Source organism: Epilithonimonas lactis, assembly GCF_900110605.1.
GTDB lineage: Bacteria > Bacteroidota > Bacteroidia > Flavobacteriales > Weeksellaceae > Epilithonimonas > Epilithonimonas lactis.
Map to the genome: position 1 here is coordinate 200,260 of NZ_FOFI01000004.1, position 16,026 is coordinate 216,285.

A 16,026-nucleotide genomic window follows, 5' to 3' on the forward strand; every position below is an offset into this window, starting at 1 on the left:
GATAATCAGTTGTTTGTAAATTAATTTCAAATTGTTTTGAAAACCGAGGCAACCATTTTGGTATTTTGCCGTCTTATAGTCAGAAAGAGAAAATGAATCAAGATTTACAACATATCTTTTCCAAAGCAAAGAAAAATGACCGACTGGCTCAGAAGAGTTTGTTCGAGATGTTTTCGGGGAAAATGTTGTCGGTGGCGAATTCTTACATCAATAATCGGGATGATGCGGAAGATGTATTGATGAATGCTTTCTACAAGGCGTTTACGAAGCTCTCGGATTGTAAAAATTACGAATCGTTTCCATTTTGGCTGAGGAAAATTGTGGTGAATGATGCGATTAGTTTTATTCGGACAAACAAGCATATTCTGTATGCAGAAACTGAATTTACGGATTCGGTTGCGGAACAGACGGAAGATGTGGATGCGATTTCTCAGGATATTGATTTGGAAGTGATTTTCAGGGAAATGCCGATTGGTTATAAGTTGGTTTTCAACCTTTCGGTTTTTGAGGAAAAGAAACATCAGGAGATTGCGGAAATCTTGAATATCTCGGAAGGAACCAGCAAAAGTCAGCTGAGTAAGGCGAAAAAATGGCTACAAGATTATTTTAATCAACAAAACACGAAACAAAATGCAGAATCTGAAATCTAAATACGAACAAAAGGAAATGAAAGTTTCCGACGGTCTTTGGGACAGATTGGAAGAGAAACTTGACCAAGTTCCTGCGGAAAAGAAGAAACCGAAAGTCTTTTGGTGGAGATTTGTTGCGGTGATTTTGTTAATGATTGGTTTGGGTGGAAGTTTTTGGATGATTAATAGCAAATCTGATATTAAGGATAATCAGGAATTTGCAAATCAGACTGAAAGTGAAAATCAAAATTCTAATTCAAATATAATTAAACCATCAGAAAGAAATGAAGTTGGGAAAAAAAATCCAATCAATAATTTTGAAGCTGATAATCAAAGATTGGCTGTTGAAAATGTGAATCCTTCGACTTCAGAATCAATTAATAAAGAAAATCAAAATAAGAATATGGTTTCTGAGAAAGAAATTTTAATCAAAAAAGAAGAAATTTCTATTCCTCAGCCGGAAGAAAAACTGGCTCAGAATGAAATTCAAAAACCTAAAGAACGACCAAAATATGTTTCCTCCTCCGATTTACTTTTCGGCGTGGAAATAGACAAAGCGAAAACCGAAACGCCAAAATCGGCAATGGGAATCAATATTTCAAAACCTAAAATTGATTCGGATTTTCCCAATCCAAAACGAATCAAACTCTTCGGAATTACGCTCTACGACAAAGATTCTATAACAACTAAATAATTAAACTATGAAAGTCAAAATTCTACTTTTGGCAATGCTTTCAAGCTTTGCTACAGCCCAAACTACGCTCGATAATCAAATGAAATCTTACACCGAGAAAGTCAATTCCATCGTAGCGACAGAAAAAGCGAATATGAAATCTGAAACCGACAAAATCGATGAAGCTTTCAACTCTGGGAAAATCACAAAAGCAGAACAAATTGCTCAGAAAGAAGCGGTTTCTAAAAAGTACGAAACACTCATCAATGAAAAAATCGAAAACGAAAGAAATCATTTGGATGAAATTACGAAAGAAACTGTCAAAGAATCCATCTACGAAAAACCTTTCAACGGGAAAACTGCTTCACAAGCCGAATTGTCTCTTGGAGGAAATGGATTATCTCTTTCGATAAAAAAGAAAGATAAATCGCCAAAGGAATATATAAATCAAAGCTCATTAAGTGTTAGTTACGCTTTCGCAAATCTGACCAAAGACAAAGGCAGTTTCAATCCTTTTGAAAGTGATTCCGAAATGAGAATCGGGAATTCTCACAGCGTTGAAGTTCAGTTCAGAAAAGACCGTCAGTTGGGGAGTTTCACTAGTCCGTGGGTTTTGAGATACGGTTTGGCTTACAGAACCGACACTTATATGCCGAAACGTCCGCAGGTTTTTGTCCAGGAAAATTCGCAATTGTTCCTTGAGGATTTCGAAGAAGGCAGATTGAAACGTTCAAAACTCAGAAATGTTTATTTGACCTTACCAATCGAATTCCAGCTTTATCTAAATCCAAAATACACAGAATACGACGGGAAACAATATCTCGACGTGCGAAAAAAAATGTGGAAGGTTGGAGTAGGAGCTTACGCCGGTGTCAATACGAGAAGTATCGTAAAAGTGAAATATTACAACGAAAATGGCAACTTCAAAAAGTATGATTATACTTTGGATGACGGCGTGAATGCTTTTCTTTTCGGAGGAAAATTCAGTCTGGGTTATGGCGGTGTAACTTTATTTATTAAGAAAGATTTCACACCAATCTTCAATGACAAAACCATTTTACCAAACAAAAACGGAATCCAAATTGGAATCGAGATTGCTAATATTGATTTTTAATTGATAACATTTTACACAGAACACTATTTTTATTATTATTTTCTGAAAGCATACTTTGAAAAAAGTGTGCTTTTTTAGTCTTTAAAATAGCTATTCTTCAATCTGAATGCTATTTCCCAAAATAACATCGAGATTAATATATTAGAAAAAATAGCTGTAAAGATTCCATAATCATCCCAATCAGGAGCGATTTTAAAATGCCAGCCTAAATAAACAATTGCAATGCCTACCGAGGAAGTAATGAATGCAAACAGAATGTTCAAATAGGTATTTAATTTAAGGAAATAGTGAGCAAGGATAAAATTTAAAATTCCAAATTCTAGAATAAAATTGATGCTAGGATAATTGAAGAAATCTAAAGAATAAGCAATGCTTATAAACGGAAAAGTTAAAATAAAATAAATTAGAAAGAAAATGATTTGTCTGTATTTATTAATTGTCTTTATCATTATAATAAGCTTGTTATAGAAAACCAAATTACAAAATAATAAACTTAAAAAATTCATCTCAGCATCACTTTTGCAAGTCTAAATTTTTATTTACATTGGCAAACAGGATTTAGAAATGAAAAATTTACAGTTAATCGGATTGTTTTTGGTTGTGGCAGGCAGTTTTTTGCCGTTGGTCCATATTCCAATTGTTGGAAACTGGAACTATTGGAAAGTGGATAACACACTCGCCATCGTACTTTGGGGATTTTCTTTATTGACGCTGGTTTTCATCCTGATTGACAAAACTAAATTGGTGAGAATAATGTCATTTTTAAAGATATTGCTTTTTGTTTTCACAATTGTTGCCATTAAGCTGAAATCTTTAGATTATTTCAGTTTTTTGCCTTTCAAATCCTGGCAATCCACATTCGCAGGAATCGTGAAATTATCCTGGGGATGGTTCATCGAGTTTCTGGGCGCAGTTGTTATTTTAATTGCATTTAGAAAAAGTAAAATTAAACCACAAAGTCACAAAGATTTGCACAATGAGCACAATTGATTTTTGAAATTTGACAAAGTCAAACCTTGTGACCTTAAAACATTTAGTAGTTAAAAAAAAACTTTGTGCACTTTGTGTTAAGAATTAATATTAAATCAAAAAAAATTAAAAATATTATGAAAGAAGTATTCATTGTATCAGCGGTCAGAACACCAATGGGAAGTTTTATGGGAAGTCTTTCGACGGTTCCTGCAACACAATTGGGAACTGTTGCTGTAAAAGGAGCTTTAGACAAAATCAACCTTGACCCGAGTTTGGTCGAGGAAATCTATATGGGAAATGTTTTGCAGGCTGGCGAAGGTCAGGCTCCGGCGAGACAAGTGGCTTTGGGCGCAGGTTTGTCCAATCATACACCTTCTACTACCATCAATAAAGTTTGTGCTTCGGGAATGAAAGCCGTAACAATGGCAACTCAGGCGATAAAAGCTGGCGACGTCGATATCATCGTAGCTGGCGGAATGGAAAATATGTCGATGGTTCCTCATTATATTGATGGAAGAAATGGTGTGAAATTAGGCGAAATCAAAATGCAGGACGGCATTCTGAAAGATGGTTTGACCGATGTTTACAACAAACAGCATATGGGCGTTTGCGCAGAATTGTGCGCGAAAGAAAACGACATCACGAGAGAAGAACAAGATGCTTTTGCAATCCAATCTTACAAAAGAGCCGCATCGGCTTGGGAAGCTGGAAAATTTGCAGACGAAGTTGTTCCTGTTTCGATTCCTCAACGAAAAGGCGACCCGATTATTTTCTCGGAAGATGAAGAATATAAAACGGTTAAGTTTGATAAAATCCCAACATTAGGCACAGTTTTTCAAAAAGAAAATGGAACAGTAACTGCTGCCAACGCATCAACATTGAATGACGGCGCATCTGCTTTGATTTTGATGTCAAAAGAAAAAATGGAAGAATTGGGATTGAAACCTCTGGCGAAAATTATTTCTTACGCTGATGCAGCTGTAGAACCTGAAAGATTCACAATGGCACCTTCGAAAGCTTTGCCAATTGCACTAAAGAAAGCAAACTTGACAAAAGATGACATCGATTTCTTCGAATTGAATGAAGCTTTTTCGGTAGTTGGTTTGGCTAATACCAAAGTTTTAGGATTGGACGCTTCAAAAGTGAATGTGAATGGTGGCGCAGTTTCTATCGGCCATCCGCTTGGAAGTTCTGGTTCCAGAATTATTGTCACTTTGATTAATGTTTTGAAACAAAACAATGGGAAATATGGTGCGGCCGCAATTTGCAACGGTGGCGGTGGCGCAACCGCTATTGTGATTGAGAATTTGCAATAGATTTTTAAAACCACAAAAGGCACAAAAGAAAATCCCAAAAAAAAATTTTTAGAATGACTTCTTTTTTGAACTTTTACTAAGTAAAAATAGACTTCGGCTTTTGTGACTTTTGTGGTTGAAATATTAAAATAAATTTCAAAACCCTTTCAGATTTCAAGTTTGAAAGGGTTTTTGTTATTAAATTTTTGATACAAACGCATTTTTTTGTCAACTTGTAATTCCTTTTTTTACTTTTGTCTAAATAATTATTTCCAATGTCCGAAATAGAAAAAACAATTCCAGAAAACTCAATCAAAAATAATCCGAAAATTATGCGCGCCTGGGCGTTGTATGATTGGGCAAACTCGGTTTATTCCTTGGTTATCACGTCCACAATTTTTCCAATTTATTACGCAATTCTTACGACGGCGTATGAAAAGAAAGAATATGTTGCAGAAACCAAACAGTGGATTGATGTTGCAGTTCCGCATATGATTAAGATATTTGGCAAAGAATACCATCCAGACACGGTTTATGGTTATTCTCTCACGCTTTCCTTTTTGATTGTCGTTTTGCTTTCCCCGATTTTATCGTCATTGGCAGACACGATAGGGAACAAGAAATCTTTCCTTCAGTTTTTCTGTTATCTGGGCGCAACATCTTGTATGGGATTGGCGATGTTTACAGGAATGGGAACTGTTTGGCTGGGATTATTGTTCAGCGTTACGGCGAGTGTTGGTTTCTGGGGAAGTTTGGTTTTCTATAATTCCTTTTTGCCGGATATTGCAACGCCCGACAAGCAGGATGCGCTTTCTGCAAAAGGTTACGTTTACGGTTACATCGGTTCAGTTATTTTGGTAATTATTTGTTTGATTTTGATTCAGGTTTGTGCGGAAACGCCTAAGCAGGCGCAGATTTACACGCGTGTAAGTTTCCTTTTGACTGGTGCTTGGTGGTTTGGCTTTTCTCAATATACCTTCAAACATTTACCGCAATTTGGTCAGGTTAAGGAGCAATTGCCGAAAGATTTGGTTTTGCTTAATTATAAAAATATCTTCAAAAGTCACAGAGAACAAGGTGGTTTCTTCGAAGTTTTGAAAGATAATTTCGGGTTTTATTTTGACGTATTCAAACAAAGTTTCCGCGAATTGTTCAAAGTTGGCGGTCATCTTTTTGCCGATAAAAATTTGAAATTCTTCCTCTCCAGTTTCTTTTTCTACAGTGTTGGGATGCAGACGATTTTCCTAATGGCAACATTATTTGGAAAGCGTGAAATCAATATGGCGCAGGATAAATTGATAATGACACTTTTATTAATTCAAATCGAGGCGATTATCGGAGCCTTGTTTTTCTCTTGGTTATCAAAGAAAATCGGGAACAAAAATGTCATTAGCATCACCGTTGCTTTGTGGATTGGCGCTTGTCTTTCAGCCTATTATTTGAACAAAGAAAATCCGAATGTAGAATATCAATTCTACGGAATCGCTGCTGTGATTGGTTTGGTGATGGGCGGTTTGCAGGCGATGTCGCGGTCAACCTATTCCAAGTTGTTGCCACAGGATTCTATGGACAACACGACGTTCTTTAGCTTTTATGATGTCTTGGAAAAAATTGCCATTATCTTAGGAACTTTCATCTTCGCAACGTTGATAGAATATTACAACAATATGCGTTACGCCGCTTTATCGATGACGATTTTCTTCGCGATTGGATTGATATTGATTCGTTTTATGAAAGTGAAAAATAATACCAAATAATTATCATTTTGAGAATTTTAGGTTTCCTGTTCTTATTACTGTTTACAGCTTTCAACGCTCAAACTTCGATTTCAGAAGATTTGATTATTGGGAAGAAAATCACTTTGGATTCTAAGATTCTTAACGAAAAGAGAACACTCAATATCTATCTTCCACAGACTTATGACAAGACGAAAAGTTATCCTGTCATTTATATTCTGGACGGAAGTATGAATGAGGATTTCCTGCATTTGGTGGGACTTCAGCAATTTTTTAGTATGCAGTTCAAAATGCCGGATTTCATCATTGTTGGTATTGCAAACGTTGATAGAAAAAGGGATTTCACGTTCCATACAGATTTGAAAGATTTGCAGAAAGATTATCCAACGACAGGACATTCCGACAAGTTTATTGAATTTGTTGAAAAAGAATTGCAACCTTTCATCAATAAAAATTATAAGACAGATAAGACAAAATATATCATTGGTCAATCTCTCGGCGGACTTTTGGCAACTGAGATTTTATTGAATAAGCCAGAACTTTTCACCCATTATTTCATCATCAGTCCAAGTCTTTGGTGGGACGATGAAAGTCTTTTGAATAAGGCTAATTCATTACTTTCCTCACAAAAAGATGAAGAAAGATTTGTTTATGTTTCTGTTGGGAAAAATGAACATAAAACAATGGTGAAAGATGCGGATTCACTTTTTCAAGTTCTCAAAAATTCAGGTAAAAAGAAATTGAAATTAGAATATAATCTAATGCAGGACGACAATCACGCAACCATTTTGCACCGAAGTGTTTACGAAGGATTTTTGAAATTGTATCCATCATCAGATTAATTTTGGATTATTAATAAAAATTTAAAATCGCGGTTCATTTTTTGATAATAGTCGAATAGTTTATTTTTTGTAAATTTGCAACATCAAAACACACTATGACAAACCCTTTATTTTACGCTAAAATTCTTCTCTTCGGTGAGTATGGCATTATTGAGGATGCTCAAGGGCTCACTTTACCGTACAGTTTTTATAAAGGAACACTTAAATTTTCCGATTTGGACAACGATTTTGAAAAGAAATCCAACCAATCTCTGGAAAAATATTCCAATTATCTTTTGGATTTGGAATTGCCTGAGGAATTTAAACTCAACGTACAATCTTTCAAAGCAGACATCGCAAAAGGTTTGTTCTTCGATTCCAATATACCGCAAGGTTATGGAGTAGGGAGTTCTGGCGCGTTGGTGGCCGCGATTTTCGAAAAATATTCTTTCACGAAAAGAGAACCTGATACGATTTCCAAAAACGAACTGAAAGATTTGAAAATGATTTTCGGTCAGTTGGAAAGTTATTTCCACGGAAAAAGTTCAGGAATCGACCCTCTAATTTGCTTTATGAATCTTCCGATTCTGATTGAAAGCAAAGACAGCGTTGACAAAGTTTCCATCCCTGCAGAAGAATTGGGCAAAGGCGCAATTTTCCTGATTGATTCTGGAACGATTGGCGAAACTGGACCAATGATTCAAATCTTCTTTGAAAAGTTGAAAAACGAAGGTTTCCGCAAAACTTTGAAAGAAGAATTCATCCGTTACAACAACGCTTGCATCGACGCTTTCCTTAGAAAAGATATGAATCCGTTTTTCAAAAACCTGAAGAAATTATCCGTTTGGGCTTACGAACATTTCCGTCCGATGATTCCGGAAAATCTTTTCAACATCTGGAAAAAGGGAATCGATTCTAATGCTTATTACCTAAAACTTTGTGGTAGTGGAGGCGGAGGCTATATTCTCGGCTTCTCCAAAGATTATGAAAAGGCGGAGAAAATGCTGGAAGGTTTTCACAAAGAAGTGATTTACAGATTCTAGTTTCAACCACAAAAGTCACAAAAGTATAGCTTGAAGATTTTACTTAAAAGTCTACAAAGTTTCGCCTTTTTGCTCTTTTGAATTTACTTTTTGAATTATCAATTGTATCAAAATCTTTTGTGACTTTTGTGGTTAAAAGATTTATCAAAAATAAAAAATGACCAACGAAACAAAACCTGCTTCCCGAAATGCCCTGTACCGTGTTTCTCAGTTGATGGGTTTTCTGTTGGGCGCACGTTTTTTCGTGGCGGTTTTGCTCACTTTTGCACTTTACGTTTCCACGTTTTTCTTGTTCAATCGTGAAGAGAGTTTCAGGAATTTTGTCTTCGATTATAAGGTTCACTTCATCATCATTTGTTCCGTTCTCAGCATATTAGCTGGCGGAATTATCAATCGGTTTTATGATAAGGAAAAAGACCAGTTGGTAAAACCTTTCCGTTCCAGATTACAGAATTTCCTCAAAGAAAAATATTTTTTGACCGCATATGTCATTCTCAATGCATTATCGCTTGGGTTGGCGTTTTTCGTATCGCATCGGGTTTTTATTTTCTTCTTGATTTATCAGTTTTTGATGTGGTTTTACAGCCACAAACTCAGCAAAATCATTGTCCTTAATAACTTCACTTTCGTAGCGTTGACGCTATATCCTTTCTTTGGAATGTTGATTTATTATCAAACGTTTTCGCTGAAGATTTTATTTCTGGCAATCTTCCTTTTCCTAATGCTTTTCATCATCGATGTTACAAAAGATACTTTGACGAGAAATGCCGATAAAATGTTTGGCTACGAGACGATTGCGAATCGATTGGGATTTCAAAACACGAGGTCGATTTTATTAATTTTATTAATTATCACCTTGATTGTTTCATTGATTTTAAGTATTGGAATTGGTTTCAAAAATATTATTGCTTGGTATTTTCTACTGACAACAATTGTGATTCTGGGAACAGTTTATATGTTGTTCAGAAATCAAAAAAACGACAAATTCAAATCTTTGAATCTTCTGAGACTTTGGATTTTCTTCGGAATTCTGGCAATGCTTTTGGACGGAATCTATCACAAATATCCTTGGTTAATTTAAAATATTCTCAAAAAAATGTCAGTAATCATTAGAGAAAACAAAGCTGAAGACAACGCCATTCTTTCCAAAATCATCAGAACAGCATTCCACGATTTTGAAGTAAGTTGCACCAACGGAACAGTTTATTCTGACCCAACCACAGATGATTTATATTCATTATTTCAAACTGAAAAATCAGCTTTGTTTGTAGCAGAAGATGATGGTTTGATTTTAGGTTGTTGCGGAATTTTTCCAACCGACAATTTGCCTGAAGATACAACTGAACTCGCCAAATTTTACCTTTCAAAAGAGTCAAGAGGAAAAGGAATTGGAAAATTATTACTCGAAAAATGTCTGGAAAAAGCTGAAGAATTAGGTTATAAAAAAGTTTATCTCGAAAGTATTCCAGAATTTAGCAAAGCAGTTTCTATTTATGAAAAACAAGGATTTCAATACTTGGAAAAACCTTTGGGGAATTCCGGGCATTCTGGCTGTAATCTTTGGATGATTAAAAAATTAGACTAAAATTTTCTTATCTTTATTTGAAATGATTTTCGAATGAAGTTAAAACTCCTTTTTATATTACTTACCATTTCTTTCAATTTAAAATCCCAAAACCAGCGATTTCTTTACGAATACAAATCTATTTCGGATTCTCTCAATCGTGACAAAATTGAATCAGAACTGATGGCTCTGGATGTCTCAGACAGATTTTCAAAATTCTACAGCTACGATAATTTTAAATATGATTCAATCTCAAAATCGAATGTTGACAAAGGGATTTCTGATTCAAATTTAAAAATTAAAAAAAGTAAAAACTCGTACTTTATCATCAAAAATTATCCTGATTTTTCTGTTTTAATGATTTCTAGAATTGGTCAGGTTAAATATAATGTCAAAGACGATAGGACTATTAGTTGGAACATTTCACCTGAAAATGATGTGTTGGGAAATTTTAAAATCCAAAAAGCAGAAACCGAATTTGCTGGCAGAAAATGGACAGCTTGGTTCACGACGGAAATTCCAATTCAGGAAGGTCCGTACAAATTCAGAGGTTTGCCGGGACTCATTTTAAAGATTCACGATTCTACTAATTCTCATACTTTAACACTGGCTGGAATTCGGAAATTAAAAAGTGTCTATTCAAAAGATGATAATTTTGTTTTCGATTTCGGAACCAATCAAAATGTGTCTCAGGACAAGTATAAACAGATTTTAAAAGAATTCAGAGATGACCCGAATAAGTCGATTCGACAAACTTTGAGTGAGATGGACGAGGTCAATGATAATGGAAAAATGGTCAACAAAAATGACTATCTCCGCGAAAGAGAAAAACGGTTGAAGGAAGAAATAAAAAAGTCCAATAACCTGCTGGAATTGGACTTAATAAAGAAGTGATTTTAAATTTTACTTATCCGAAAACGTCATTCAGCACTTTCGCCAAACGCAATCCGCCGTACAACAATTGTCTTTCAACAGTAGATTCAAAACGGTAATTATAGTCGTAGCTCAATTTTGAATCTTTCGGCGTGTGAAAATAGATTGAATTTGCAATTTTCTGACTGTCGTACAACCAATCCTGCAAAGTTCCGCCCTGGATATTTTTCACATCATCTTTAGATTTGATGTCCAAGAGATTGGCAAATTCTGTGTAAGAATATTTTCTGTCCTCTACCATTTTCGAATCCCAAAGTGAATGTAGATTGGTGTTTTGTCCAAAATAAGTCACATTGATTTTATTTCCTCCCAAATCTTCGAAACGCCCAACGTGAAGTGGCTGATGTAGGTCACCCACCAAATGGACCAAGAAAATCAGAGCATTTCTTTTATCAGATTCCGATGTGTTTTTATCTTTGATTTTTATTGCTAGACTTTCGATTTGCGTGTAAAGATTCGGACTTTTCTGAGCCTCCAAAGAATCTTTGAATTGCTGAAAATTCTTCTGTGCATTGATGTTCACATAATGCCAGGACGACGTTTCCTTCCAAACGCCAGTTGTATCAGACTTGATGAAATCCGGCCAGTTCGCGTAGTAAGCCAATTTCTGATTTTCCAGAAGTTTCTTGATTTTTCTTTCGGCTTTCGAACTCAAGTGATGTTGAGCAATCTCCGCAATCACGCGATGTCCCGTCAATCCCCAAGCGAAGCAATAGAACGATGAGAATATTAAAACAGCAAATGTGAATTTTGATAAAATACTTTTCATTTTTTTAATTTATTTCAAGTCGCAAAGATAGGTCTATCAAAAATTTATTTAAGTCCAAAACTCTGTTAAATATTATTAAACTTGGATTCTGACGCTGATTAAATTATTACACAAAGACAAATTATAATATCAAAATAGCTATAAAATGAAAATCTTTGATTTTCCCGTGCCTTAAACTGTTTTCAACGGATTTTTCTTGTGTCTTTGTGTTAAATACTAAGCTCAAAGTTTTTCACTTACGACTTTTCAAACCTTACTAATTTAACAAAACTTGGTACTCTGCAATGATTCATAAACAAGTTAATTTCCGTAAATTTGCGTTTTCCCAGAATTGGACTTTTCAATGAAATCGCTGTCATTAAAAAGTGAAGAAAACAATAAAAATTAGCGATTCCATTGGACCTTTAAAAAAGAAATGAATATCTATAAATGAAAGATAATCAGGAATTTATCGAAATATACGGCGCTCGAGAACACAACCTCAAGAACATCACCGTCAAAATCCCACGCAACGAATTGGTGGTCATCACAGGACTTTCCGGAAGCGGAAAATCTTCCCTCGCATTTGATACGATTTTTGCAGAAGGGCAAAGGCGTTATATCGAGACGTTTTCTGCGTATGCAAGGCAGTTTCTTGGCGGATTGGAACGTCCGGATGTTGATAAAATTGAAGGACTTTCTCCAGTTATCGCCATCGAACAAAAAACGACCAACAAAAATCCACGTTCAACCGTTGGAACCATTACCGAACTTTATGATTATCTGAGACTGTTGTTCGCAAGGGTTTCGGATGCTTATTCAATGAGCTCGGGGAAGCGTTTGGTGAGTTACACGGAAGACCAGATTCTTGAGACCATCAAGGAAAACTTCAAAGGGAAAAAAGTCTATCTGATGGCGCCGGTTGTGCGTTCCAGAAAAGGACATTACCACGAATTGTTCATTCATCTTTCCAAAAAAGGTTATTCACAAGCCAGAATCGATGGTGTTCTTCAAGACATCGAATATGATTTGAAACTCGACCGTTACAAAACCCACGACGTAGAAGTAGTGGTGGACAGATGGATTATCGGAGAATCTGCGACTGAACTGAGAATGCAGAAATCTCTGAAAACCGCTTCTGATATGGGCGAAGGATTGATTGCGATTCAGGAAATGGGAAGTGAAGAAATTCATTTTTTCTCTAAGAATTTGATGGACGATATCACGGGAGATTCGATGGCTTTGCCGGAACCGAATACGTTCTCATTCAACTCACCGAAAGGAAGTTGCGAAACTTGCAAAGGTCTCGGAACGGTTAAAAAAGTGAACACCGACTATTTTGTCGAAAACGATAAATTATCAATCAATCAAGGTGCGCTGTTGCCACTTGAGCAAATCAAATCCAACAAATGGATTCTTTCTCAGATTAAATTAATCCTGGAAGTTTTCGATTTGAGTTTGACAACGCCGTTCAAAGATATTCCGAAAGAAGCTTTGGAATACATCTATTACGGTCATAATAAGGACATTACGAAAGAACTGAAACACGCCGGAATCTCGAAAAAGATTAAAATCAACTTCGAAGGTTTGGTTCATATTCTGGAAGAAATCGTGGACGAACGTGAAAATTATGACGCTGTTTTGGTGGAAAGAAATTTCACAACTGAGGAAGTTTGCCCGACTTGTAAAGGTGCGCGTCTTCGTCAGGAAAGTTTGAGTTTCAAGATTGATGGAAAAAATATTGCAGAAATCAACGGCCTTTCTTTGTTAGATTTGAAAGAATGGTTGGCCGATGTGAAAGATACTTTCAGCGAGAAAAATAAAATCATCGCGTACGAAATCCTTAGAGAAATCGAAACCAGATTGCAATTCCTTCTGGATGTCGGTTTGGATTATCTGAGTCTCAGCAGAAGCTCAAAAACTCTTTCTGGAGGCGAATCTCAGCGAATCCGTTTGGCAACACAAATTGGTTCTCAACTCGTGAACGTTCTTTATATTTTGGATGAGCCTTCGATTGGTCTTCATCAAAGAGATAATGAAAGATTGATTAATTCCTTGAAACATCTTCGTGATATTGGGAATTCGGTTCTAGTTGTTGAGCACGATAAAGATATGATTTTGGAAGCCGACCACGTTTTGGATATTGGTCCGAGAGCGGGGAAATTTGGTGGTGAAATCCTTTGGCAAGGTCATCCGAAAGACATCAAAAAAGCCAATACAATTACGGCAGATTATTTAACGGGAAAAAGAAAAATCGAGATTCCTGCAGAACGAAGAGCCGGAAACGGAAAATCAATTGTTCTGAAAGGTGCAACTGGAAACAACCTTAAAAATGTAAACCTTGAAATTCCATTAGGAAAATTGGTGGTCGTTTCGGGGATTTCCGGAAGTGGAAAATCGTCTTTGATTAATGGAACGCTTTATCCAATTCTGAACCGCCATTTTTACAGAGCGATTCAGGAACCTTTGCCTTACAAAAGCATCGAAGGCATCGATAATATCGACAAAATCGTAGATGTTGACCAAAGTCCGATTGGTAGAACACCACGTTCAAATCCAGCGACTTACACGGGAATGTTTACGGATATTCGTAATCTCTTTGCGGAGTTGCCAGAAAGTAAAATTCGTGGTTACAAAGCCGGAAGATTTTCTTTCAACGTAAAAGGTGGACGTTGCGAAACTTGTCAGGGAGGCGGTTTAAAAGTGATTGAAATGAATTTCCTGCCCGATGTTTACGTGCATTGCGAAACCTGCCACGGAAAACGTTTCAATCGTGAGACTTTGGAAGTGCGTTACAAAGGAAAATCGATTTCTGATGTTTTGGAAATGACCATCAATGAAGCGGTAGAATTCTTCCAGCCGATTCCGAAAATCTACATCAGAGTGAAAACTTTGCAGGATGTTGGTTTGGGTTACATCACGATTGGTCAGCAATCCACGACTTTGAGTGGAGGAGAAGCACAGCGTGTAAAATTGGCGACGGAACTTTCAAAAAGACAAACTGGAAACACTTTATATATTCTTGATGAGCCGACAACAGGACTTCATTTTGAAGACGTGAAAGTTTTGATGGAAGCCATCAATCAATTAGTTGAATTAGGAAACTCTTTCATCATCATTGAGCATAATATGGATGTTATCAAACTCGCTGACCACATTATCGATGTCGGCCCGGAAGGTGGAAAACACGGCGGACAAATCATTGCGGAAGGAACGCCTGAGCAGATTATCAAATCCAAGAAAAGTTTGACAGCGAAGTTTTTGAAAAAGGAAATGTAACTTAATTGGAAGCTAGAGCTTAGATTTTAGAAGTTAGACTTTGTAAATAAATAAAAAATGTCAGTCCAAGTGGAGTGACATTTTTTGTTTGATATTTTTAATTATAAATCCCATTAGCTTCCGTCAGAATCATTGGTTTTCCATCCGTCACAACAATCGTATGTTCGTGTTGCGCCATAAAACCACCTTTGTTTCCAACCATTGTCCAGCCGTCCTTCTGAGTGTTCGCTATTGTGGAAGTTGTGGAAATGAAAGTCTCAATCGCCACCACAGAATTTTTCTTGAATCGTTGTGTATTGAATCGGTCCCGGTAATTGGCAATCTCGTGAGGTTCCTCGTGCAAACTTCTGCCAACGCCGTGTCCAGTCAGGTTTTTGATGACTTTGTAACCGCGTTTCTTGGCTTCGGTTTCCATCAGATGACCAATGTCTGAGATTTTCACGCCACCTTTGATATTGGAAATTGCTTTTTGCAGGATTTCCTTTGAAGCGTCAATCAGTTTTTGATGGTGGTTAATGTCTTCGCCAATCACAAAAGAACCGCCGTTGTCTGACCAAAATCCATCCAGCTCAGCAGAAACATCGATGTTTATCAAATCGCCTTCTTTCAGAATCGTTTTCTCGGACGGAATCCCGTGGCAGAATTCATTATTGACGCTGATGCAAGTGTAACCGGGAAATCCATAAGTCAAATACGGAGCAGATTTGGCACCCATTTCTTCTAATATTTTTCCGCCAAAATCATCCAATTCCTTAGTCGAAATCCCTGCTTTGGCAAAGTTTCTCATTTCCTTCAAAGCATAAGCTACAGCCTCGCTGGCCTTTTGCATTCCGATTAATTCTGACTCGTTGGTGATGGACATATTGATATTCTTAATTCAGTAAAATCAAATTTATTGATTATCATTAGAAAAACCAAATATGAACCACTTGCTCCGACCGAAAATTTTCAAATGGTATCAATTTTGTCATTAATCATAAAAATAAAAGTTATGAAATCTTTAAAAATTTATTTAGCAACTGGTATTTTCCTTCTTAGTTTTTCTTGCGTCGCACCACCAAGACCACCGAAACCACCAAAGCATCCAAGACACGGTGCGCGACCAATGCCACCCGGACACGCTAAAAAAGTTTACGGAAGCAAGTCTGCAAGGCCTTTCGCGCCAGGACATCGTAAATAAATATTTAAAATAAAATTTAGAAATTCCAGGAGATTCGTT

15 protein-coding genes are annotated in these 16,026 nt (G+C 36.4%); 13 read left to right on the forward strand and 2 right to left on the reverse strand.

Translation table 11 applies throughout. From position 1 onward, the window contains the following. The first annotated feature begins 92 nt into the window (after positions 1–92). The 11 genes from BMW39_RS14780 (at position 93) to BMW39_RS14835 (ending at position 10,741) form a co-directional block, all read left to right on the forward strand. Entirely contained in the window at positions 93–650 is a 558-nt protein-coding gene (locus BMW39_RS14780; RefSeq protein WP_034974585.1) for an RNA polymerase sigma factor, read from the forward strand. Continuing rightward, entirely contained in the window at positions 631–1,323 is a 693-nt protein-coding gene (locus BMW39_RS14785; RefSeq protein ID WP_034974586.1) for a hypothetical protein, read from the forward strand. Before BMW39_RS14780 ends, BMW39_RS14785 begins: the two co-directional genes overlap by 20 nt. A 7-nt stretch (positions 1,324–1,330) precedes the next feature. After that, positions 1,331–2,416: a hypothetical protein gene (locus BMW39_RS14790; RefSeq protein ID WP_034974587.1), complete on the forward strand. Its 1,086-nt coding sequence runs from the start codon at positions 1,331–1,333 to the stop codon at positions 2,414–2,416. 564 nt (positions 2,417–2,980) lie between these two features. Then, entirely contained in the window at positions 2,981–3,406 is a 426-nt protein-coding gene (locus BMW39_RS14800; RefSeq protein WP_034974589.1) for a hypothetical protein, read from the forward strand. Positions 3,407–3,522: 116 nt separating this feature from the next. Next, positions 3,523–4,704 carry an acetyl-CoA C-acyltransferase gene (locus BMW39_RS14805; RefSeq protein ID WP_034974590.1) on the forward strand — a complete coding sequence of 394 codons (1,182 nt, stop codon included), beginning with the start codon at positions 3,523–3,525 and terminating at the stop codon, positions 4,702–4,704. Positions 4,705–4,958: 254 nt separating this feature from the next. Then, the gene (locus BMW39_RS14810; protein WP_034965587.1) at positions 4,959–6,440 is read left to right on the forward strand and encodes an MFS transporter; all 1,482 of its coding nucleotides are present in this window, start codon (positions 4,959–4,961) and stop codon (positions 6,438–6,440) included. Between the two features lie 8 nt (positions 6,441–6,448). Next, positions 6,449–7,261, forward strand: coding sequence for an alpha/beta hydrolase (locus BMW39_RS14815; protein ID WP_083391936.1), 813 nt, complete (start codon positions 6,449–6,451; stop codon positions 7,259–7,261). 95 nt (positions 7,262–7,356) lie between these two features. Next, on the forward strand, positions 7,357–8,283 hold the full coding sequence (locus BMW39_RS14820; protein ID WP_034974592.1) for a mevalonate kinase family protein: 927 nt from the start codon (positions 7,357–7,359) through the stop codon (positions 8,281–8,283). Positions 8,284–8,440: 157 nt separating this feature from the next. Continuing rightward, positions 8,441–9,364, forward strand: a complete 924-nt coding sequence (locus tag BMW39_RS14825; RefSeq protein WP_051879883.1) for a UbiA family prenyltransferase — start codon at positions 8,441–8,443, stop codon at positions 9,362–9,364. A 15-nt stretch (positions 9,365–9,379) separates the two neighbouring features. Further along, positions 9,380–9,868 carry a GNAT family N-acetyltransferase gene (locus BMW39_RS14830; protein WP_034974593.1) on the forward strand — a complete coding sequence of 163 codons (489 nt, stop codon included), beginning with the start codon at positions 9,380–9,382 and terminating at the stop codon, positions 9,866–9,868. 33 nt (positions 9,869–9,901) lie between these two features. Beyond that, complete coding sequence (locus BMW39_RS14835) at positions 9,902–10,741, forward strand: GLPGLI family protein (protein ID WP_034974594.1); 840 nt, start codon at positions 9,902–9,904, stop codon at positions 10,739–10,741. A 13-nt stretch (positions 10,742–10,754) separates the two neighbouring features. On the opposite strand, the gene BMW39_RS14840 is transcribed toward BMW39_RS14835, so the two are convergent. Further along, the gene (locus tag BMW39_RS14840) at positions 10,755–11,549 is read right to left on the reverse strand and encodes a S1/P1 nuclease (protein ID WP_034974595.1); all 795 of its coding nucleotides are present in this window, start codon (positions 11,547–11,549) and stop codon (positions 10,755–10,757) included. A 429-nt stretch (positions 11,550–11,978) separates the two neighbouring features. Here BMW39_RS14840 and uvrA point away from each other — a divergent pair, with 429 nt between their 5' ends. After that, the gene (gene uvrA / locus BMW39_RS14845) at positions 11,979–14,807 is read left to right on the forward strand and encodes an excinuclease ABC subunit UvrA (RefSeq protein WP_034974596.1); all 2,829 of its coding nucleotides are present in this window, start codon (positions 11,979–11,981) and stop codon (positions 14,805–14,807) included. Between the two features lie 97 nt (positions 14,808–14,904). Here the strand turns inward: uvrA and map are convergent, their stop codons facing one another. Then, positions 14,905–15,669, reverse strand: coding sequence for a type I methionyl aminopeptidase (gene map, locus BMW39_RS14850; RefSeq protein ID WP_034974597.1), 765 nt, complete (start codon positions 15,667–15,669; stop codon positions 14,905–14,907). A gap of 129 nt (positions 15,670–15,798) precedes the next feature. Between map and BMW39_RS14855 the strand changes: the two genes are divergently transcribed. Beyond that, positions 15,799–15,987, forward strand: a complete 189-nt coding sequence (locus tag BMW39_RS14855) for a hypothetical protein (protein ID WP_074719359.1) — start codon at positions 15,799–15,801, stop codon at positions 15,985–15,987. The last annotated feature ends 39 nt before the right edge of the window (positions 15,988–16,026 follow it).

What these genes read in the sequence shown, in the direction of transcription:
- BMW39_RS14780 (WP_034974585.1), top strand. Translation starts at nt 93, where the DNA reads ATGAATCAAGATTTACAACATATCTTTTCCAAAGCAAAGAAAAATGAC.
- BMW39_RS14785 (WP_034974586.1), top strand. Translation starts at nt 631, where the DNA reads ATGCAGAATCTGAAATCTAAATACGAACAAAAGGAAATGAAAGTTTCC.
- BMW39_RS14790 (WP_034974587.1), top strand. Translation starts at nt 1,331, where the DNA reads ATGAAAGTCAAAATTCTACTTTTGGCAATGCTTTCAAGCTTTGCTACA.
- BMW39_RS14800 (WP_034974589.1), top strand. Translation starts at nt 2,981, where the DNA reads ATGAAAAATTTACAGTTAATCGGATTGTTTTTGGTTGTGGCAGGCAGT.
- BMW39_RS14805 (WP_034974590.1), top strand. Translation starts at nt 3,523, where the DNA reads ATGAAAGAAGTATTCATTGTATCAGCGGTCAGAACACCAATGGGAAGT.
- BMW39_RS14810 (WP_034965587.1), top strand. Translation starts at nt 4,959, where the DNA reads ATGTCCGAAATAGAAAAAACAATTCCAGAAAACTCAATCAAAAATAAT.
- BMW39_RS14820 (WP_034974592.1), top strand. Translation starts at nt 7,357, where the DNA reads ATGACAAACCCTTTATTTTACGCTAAAATTCTTCTCTTCGGTGAGTAT.
- BMW39_RS14825 (WP_051879883.1), top strand. Translation starts at nt 8,441, where the DNA reads ATGACCAACGAAACAAAACCTGCTTCCCGAAATGCCCTGTACCGTGTT.
- BMW39_RS14830 (WP_034974593.1), top strand. Translation starts at nt 9,380, where the DNA reads ATGTCAGTAATCATTAGAGAAAACAAAGCTGAAGACAACGCCATTCTT.
- BMW39_RS14835 (WP_034974594.1), top strand. Translation starts at nt 9,902, where the DNA reads ATGAAGTTAAAACTCCTTTTTATATTACTTACCATTTCTTTCAATTTA.
- BMW39_RS14840 (WP_034974595.1), bottom strand. Translation starts at nt 11,549, where the DNA reads ATGAAAAGTATTTTATCAAAATTCACATTTGCTGTTTTAATATTCTCA.
- uvrA (WP_034974596.1), top strand. Translation starts at nt 11,979, where the DNA reads ATGAAAGATAATCAGGAATTTATCGAAATATACGGCGCTCGAGAACAC.
- map (WP_034974597.1), bottom strand. Translation starts at nt 15,669, where the DNA reads ATGTCCATCACCAACGAGTCAGAATTAATCGGAATGCAAAAGGCCAGC.
- BMW39_RS14855 (WP_074719359.1), top strand. Translation starts at nt 15,799, where the DNA reads ATGAAATCTTTAAAAATTTATTTAGCAACTGGTATTTTCCTTCTTAGT.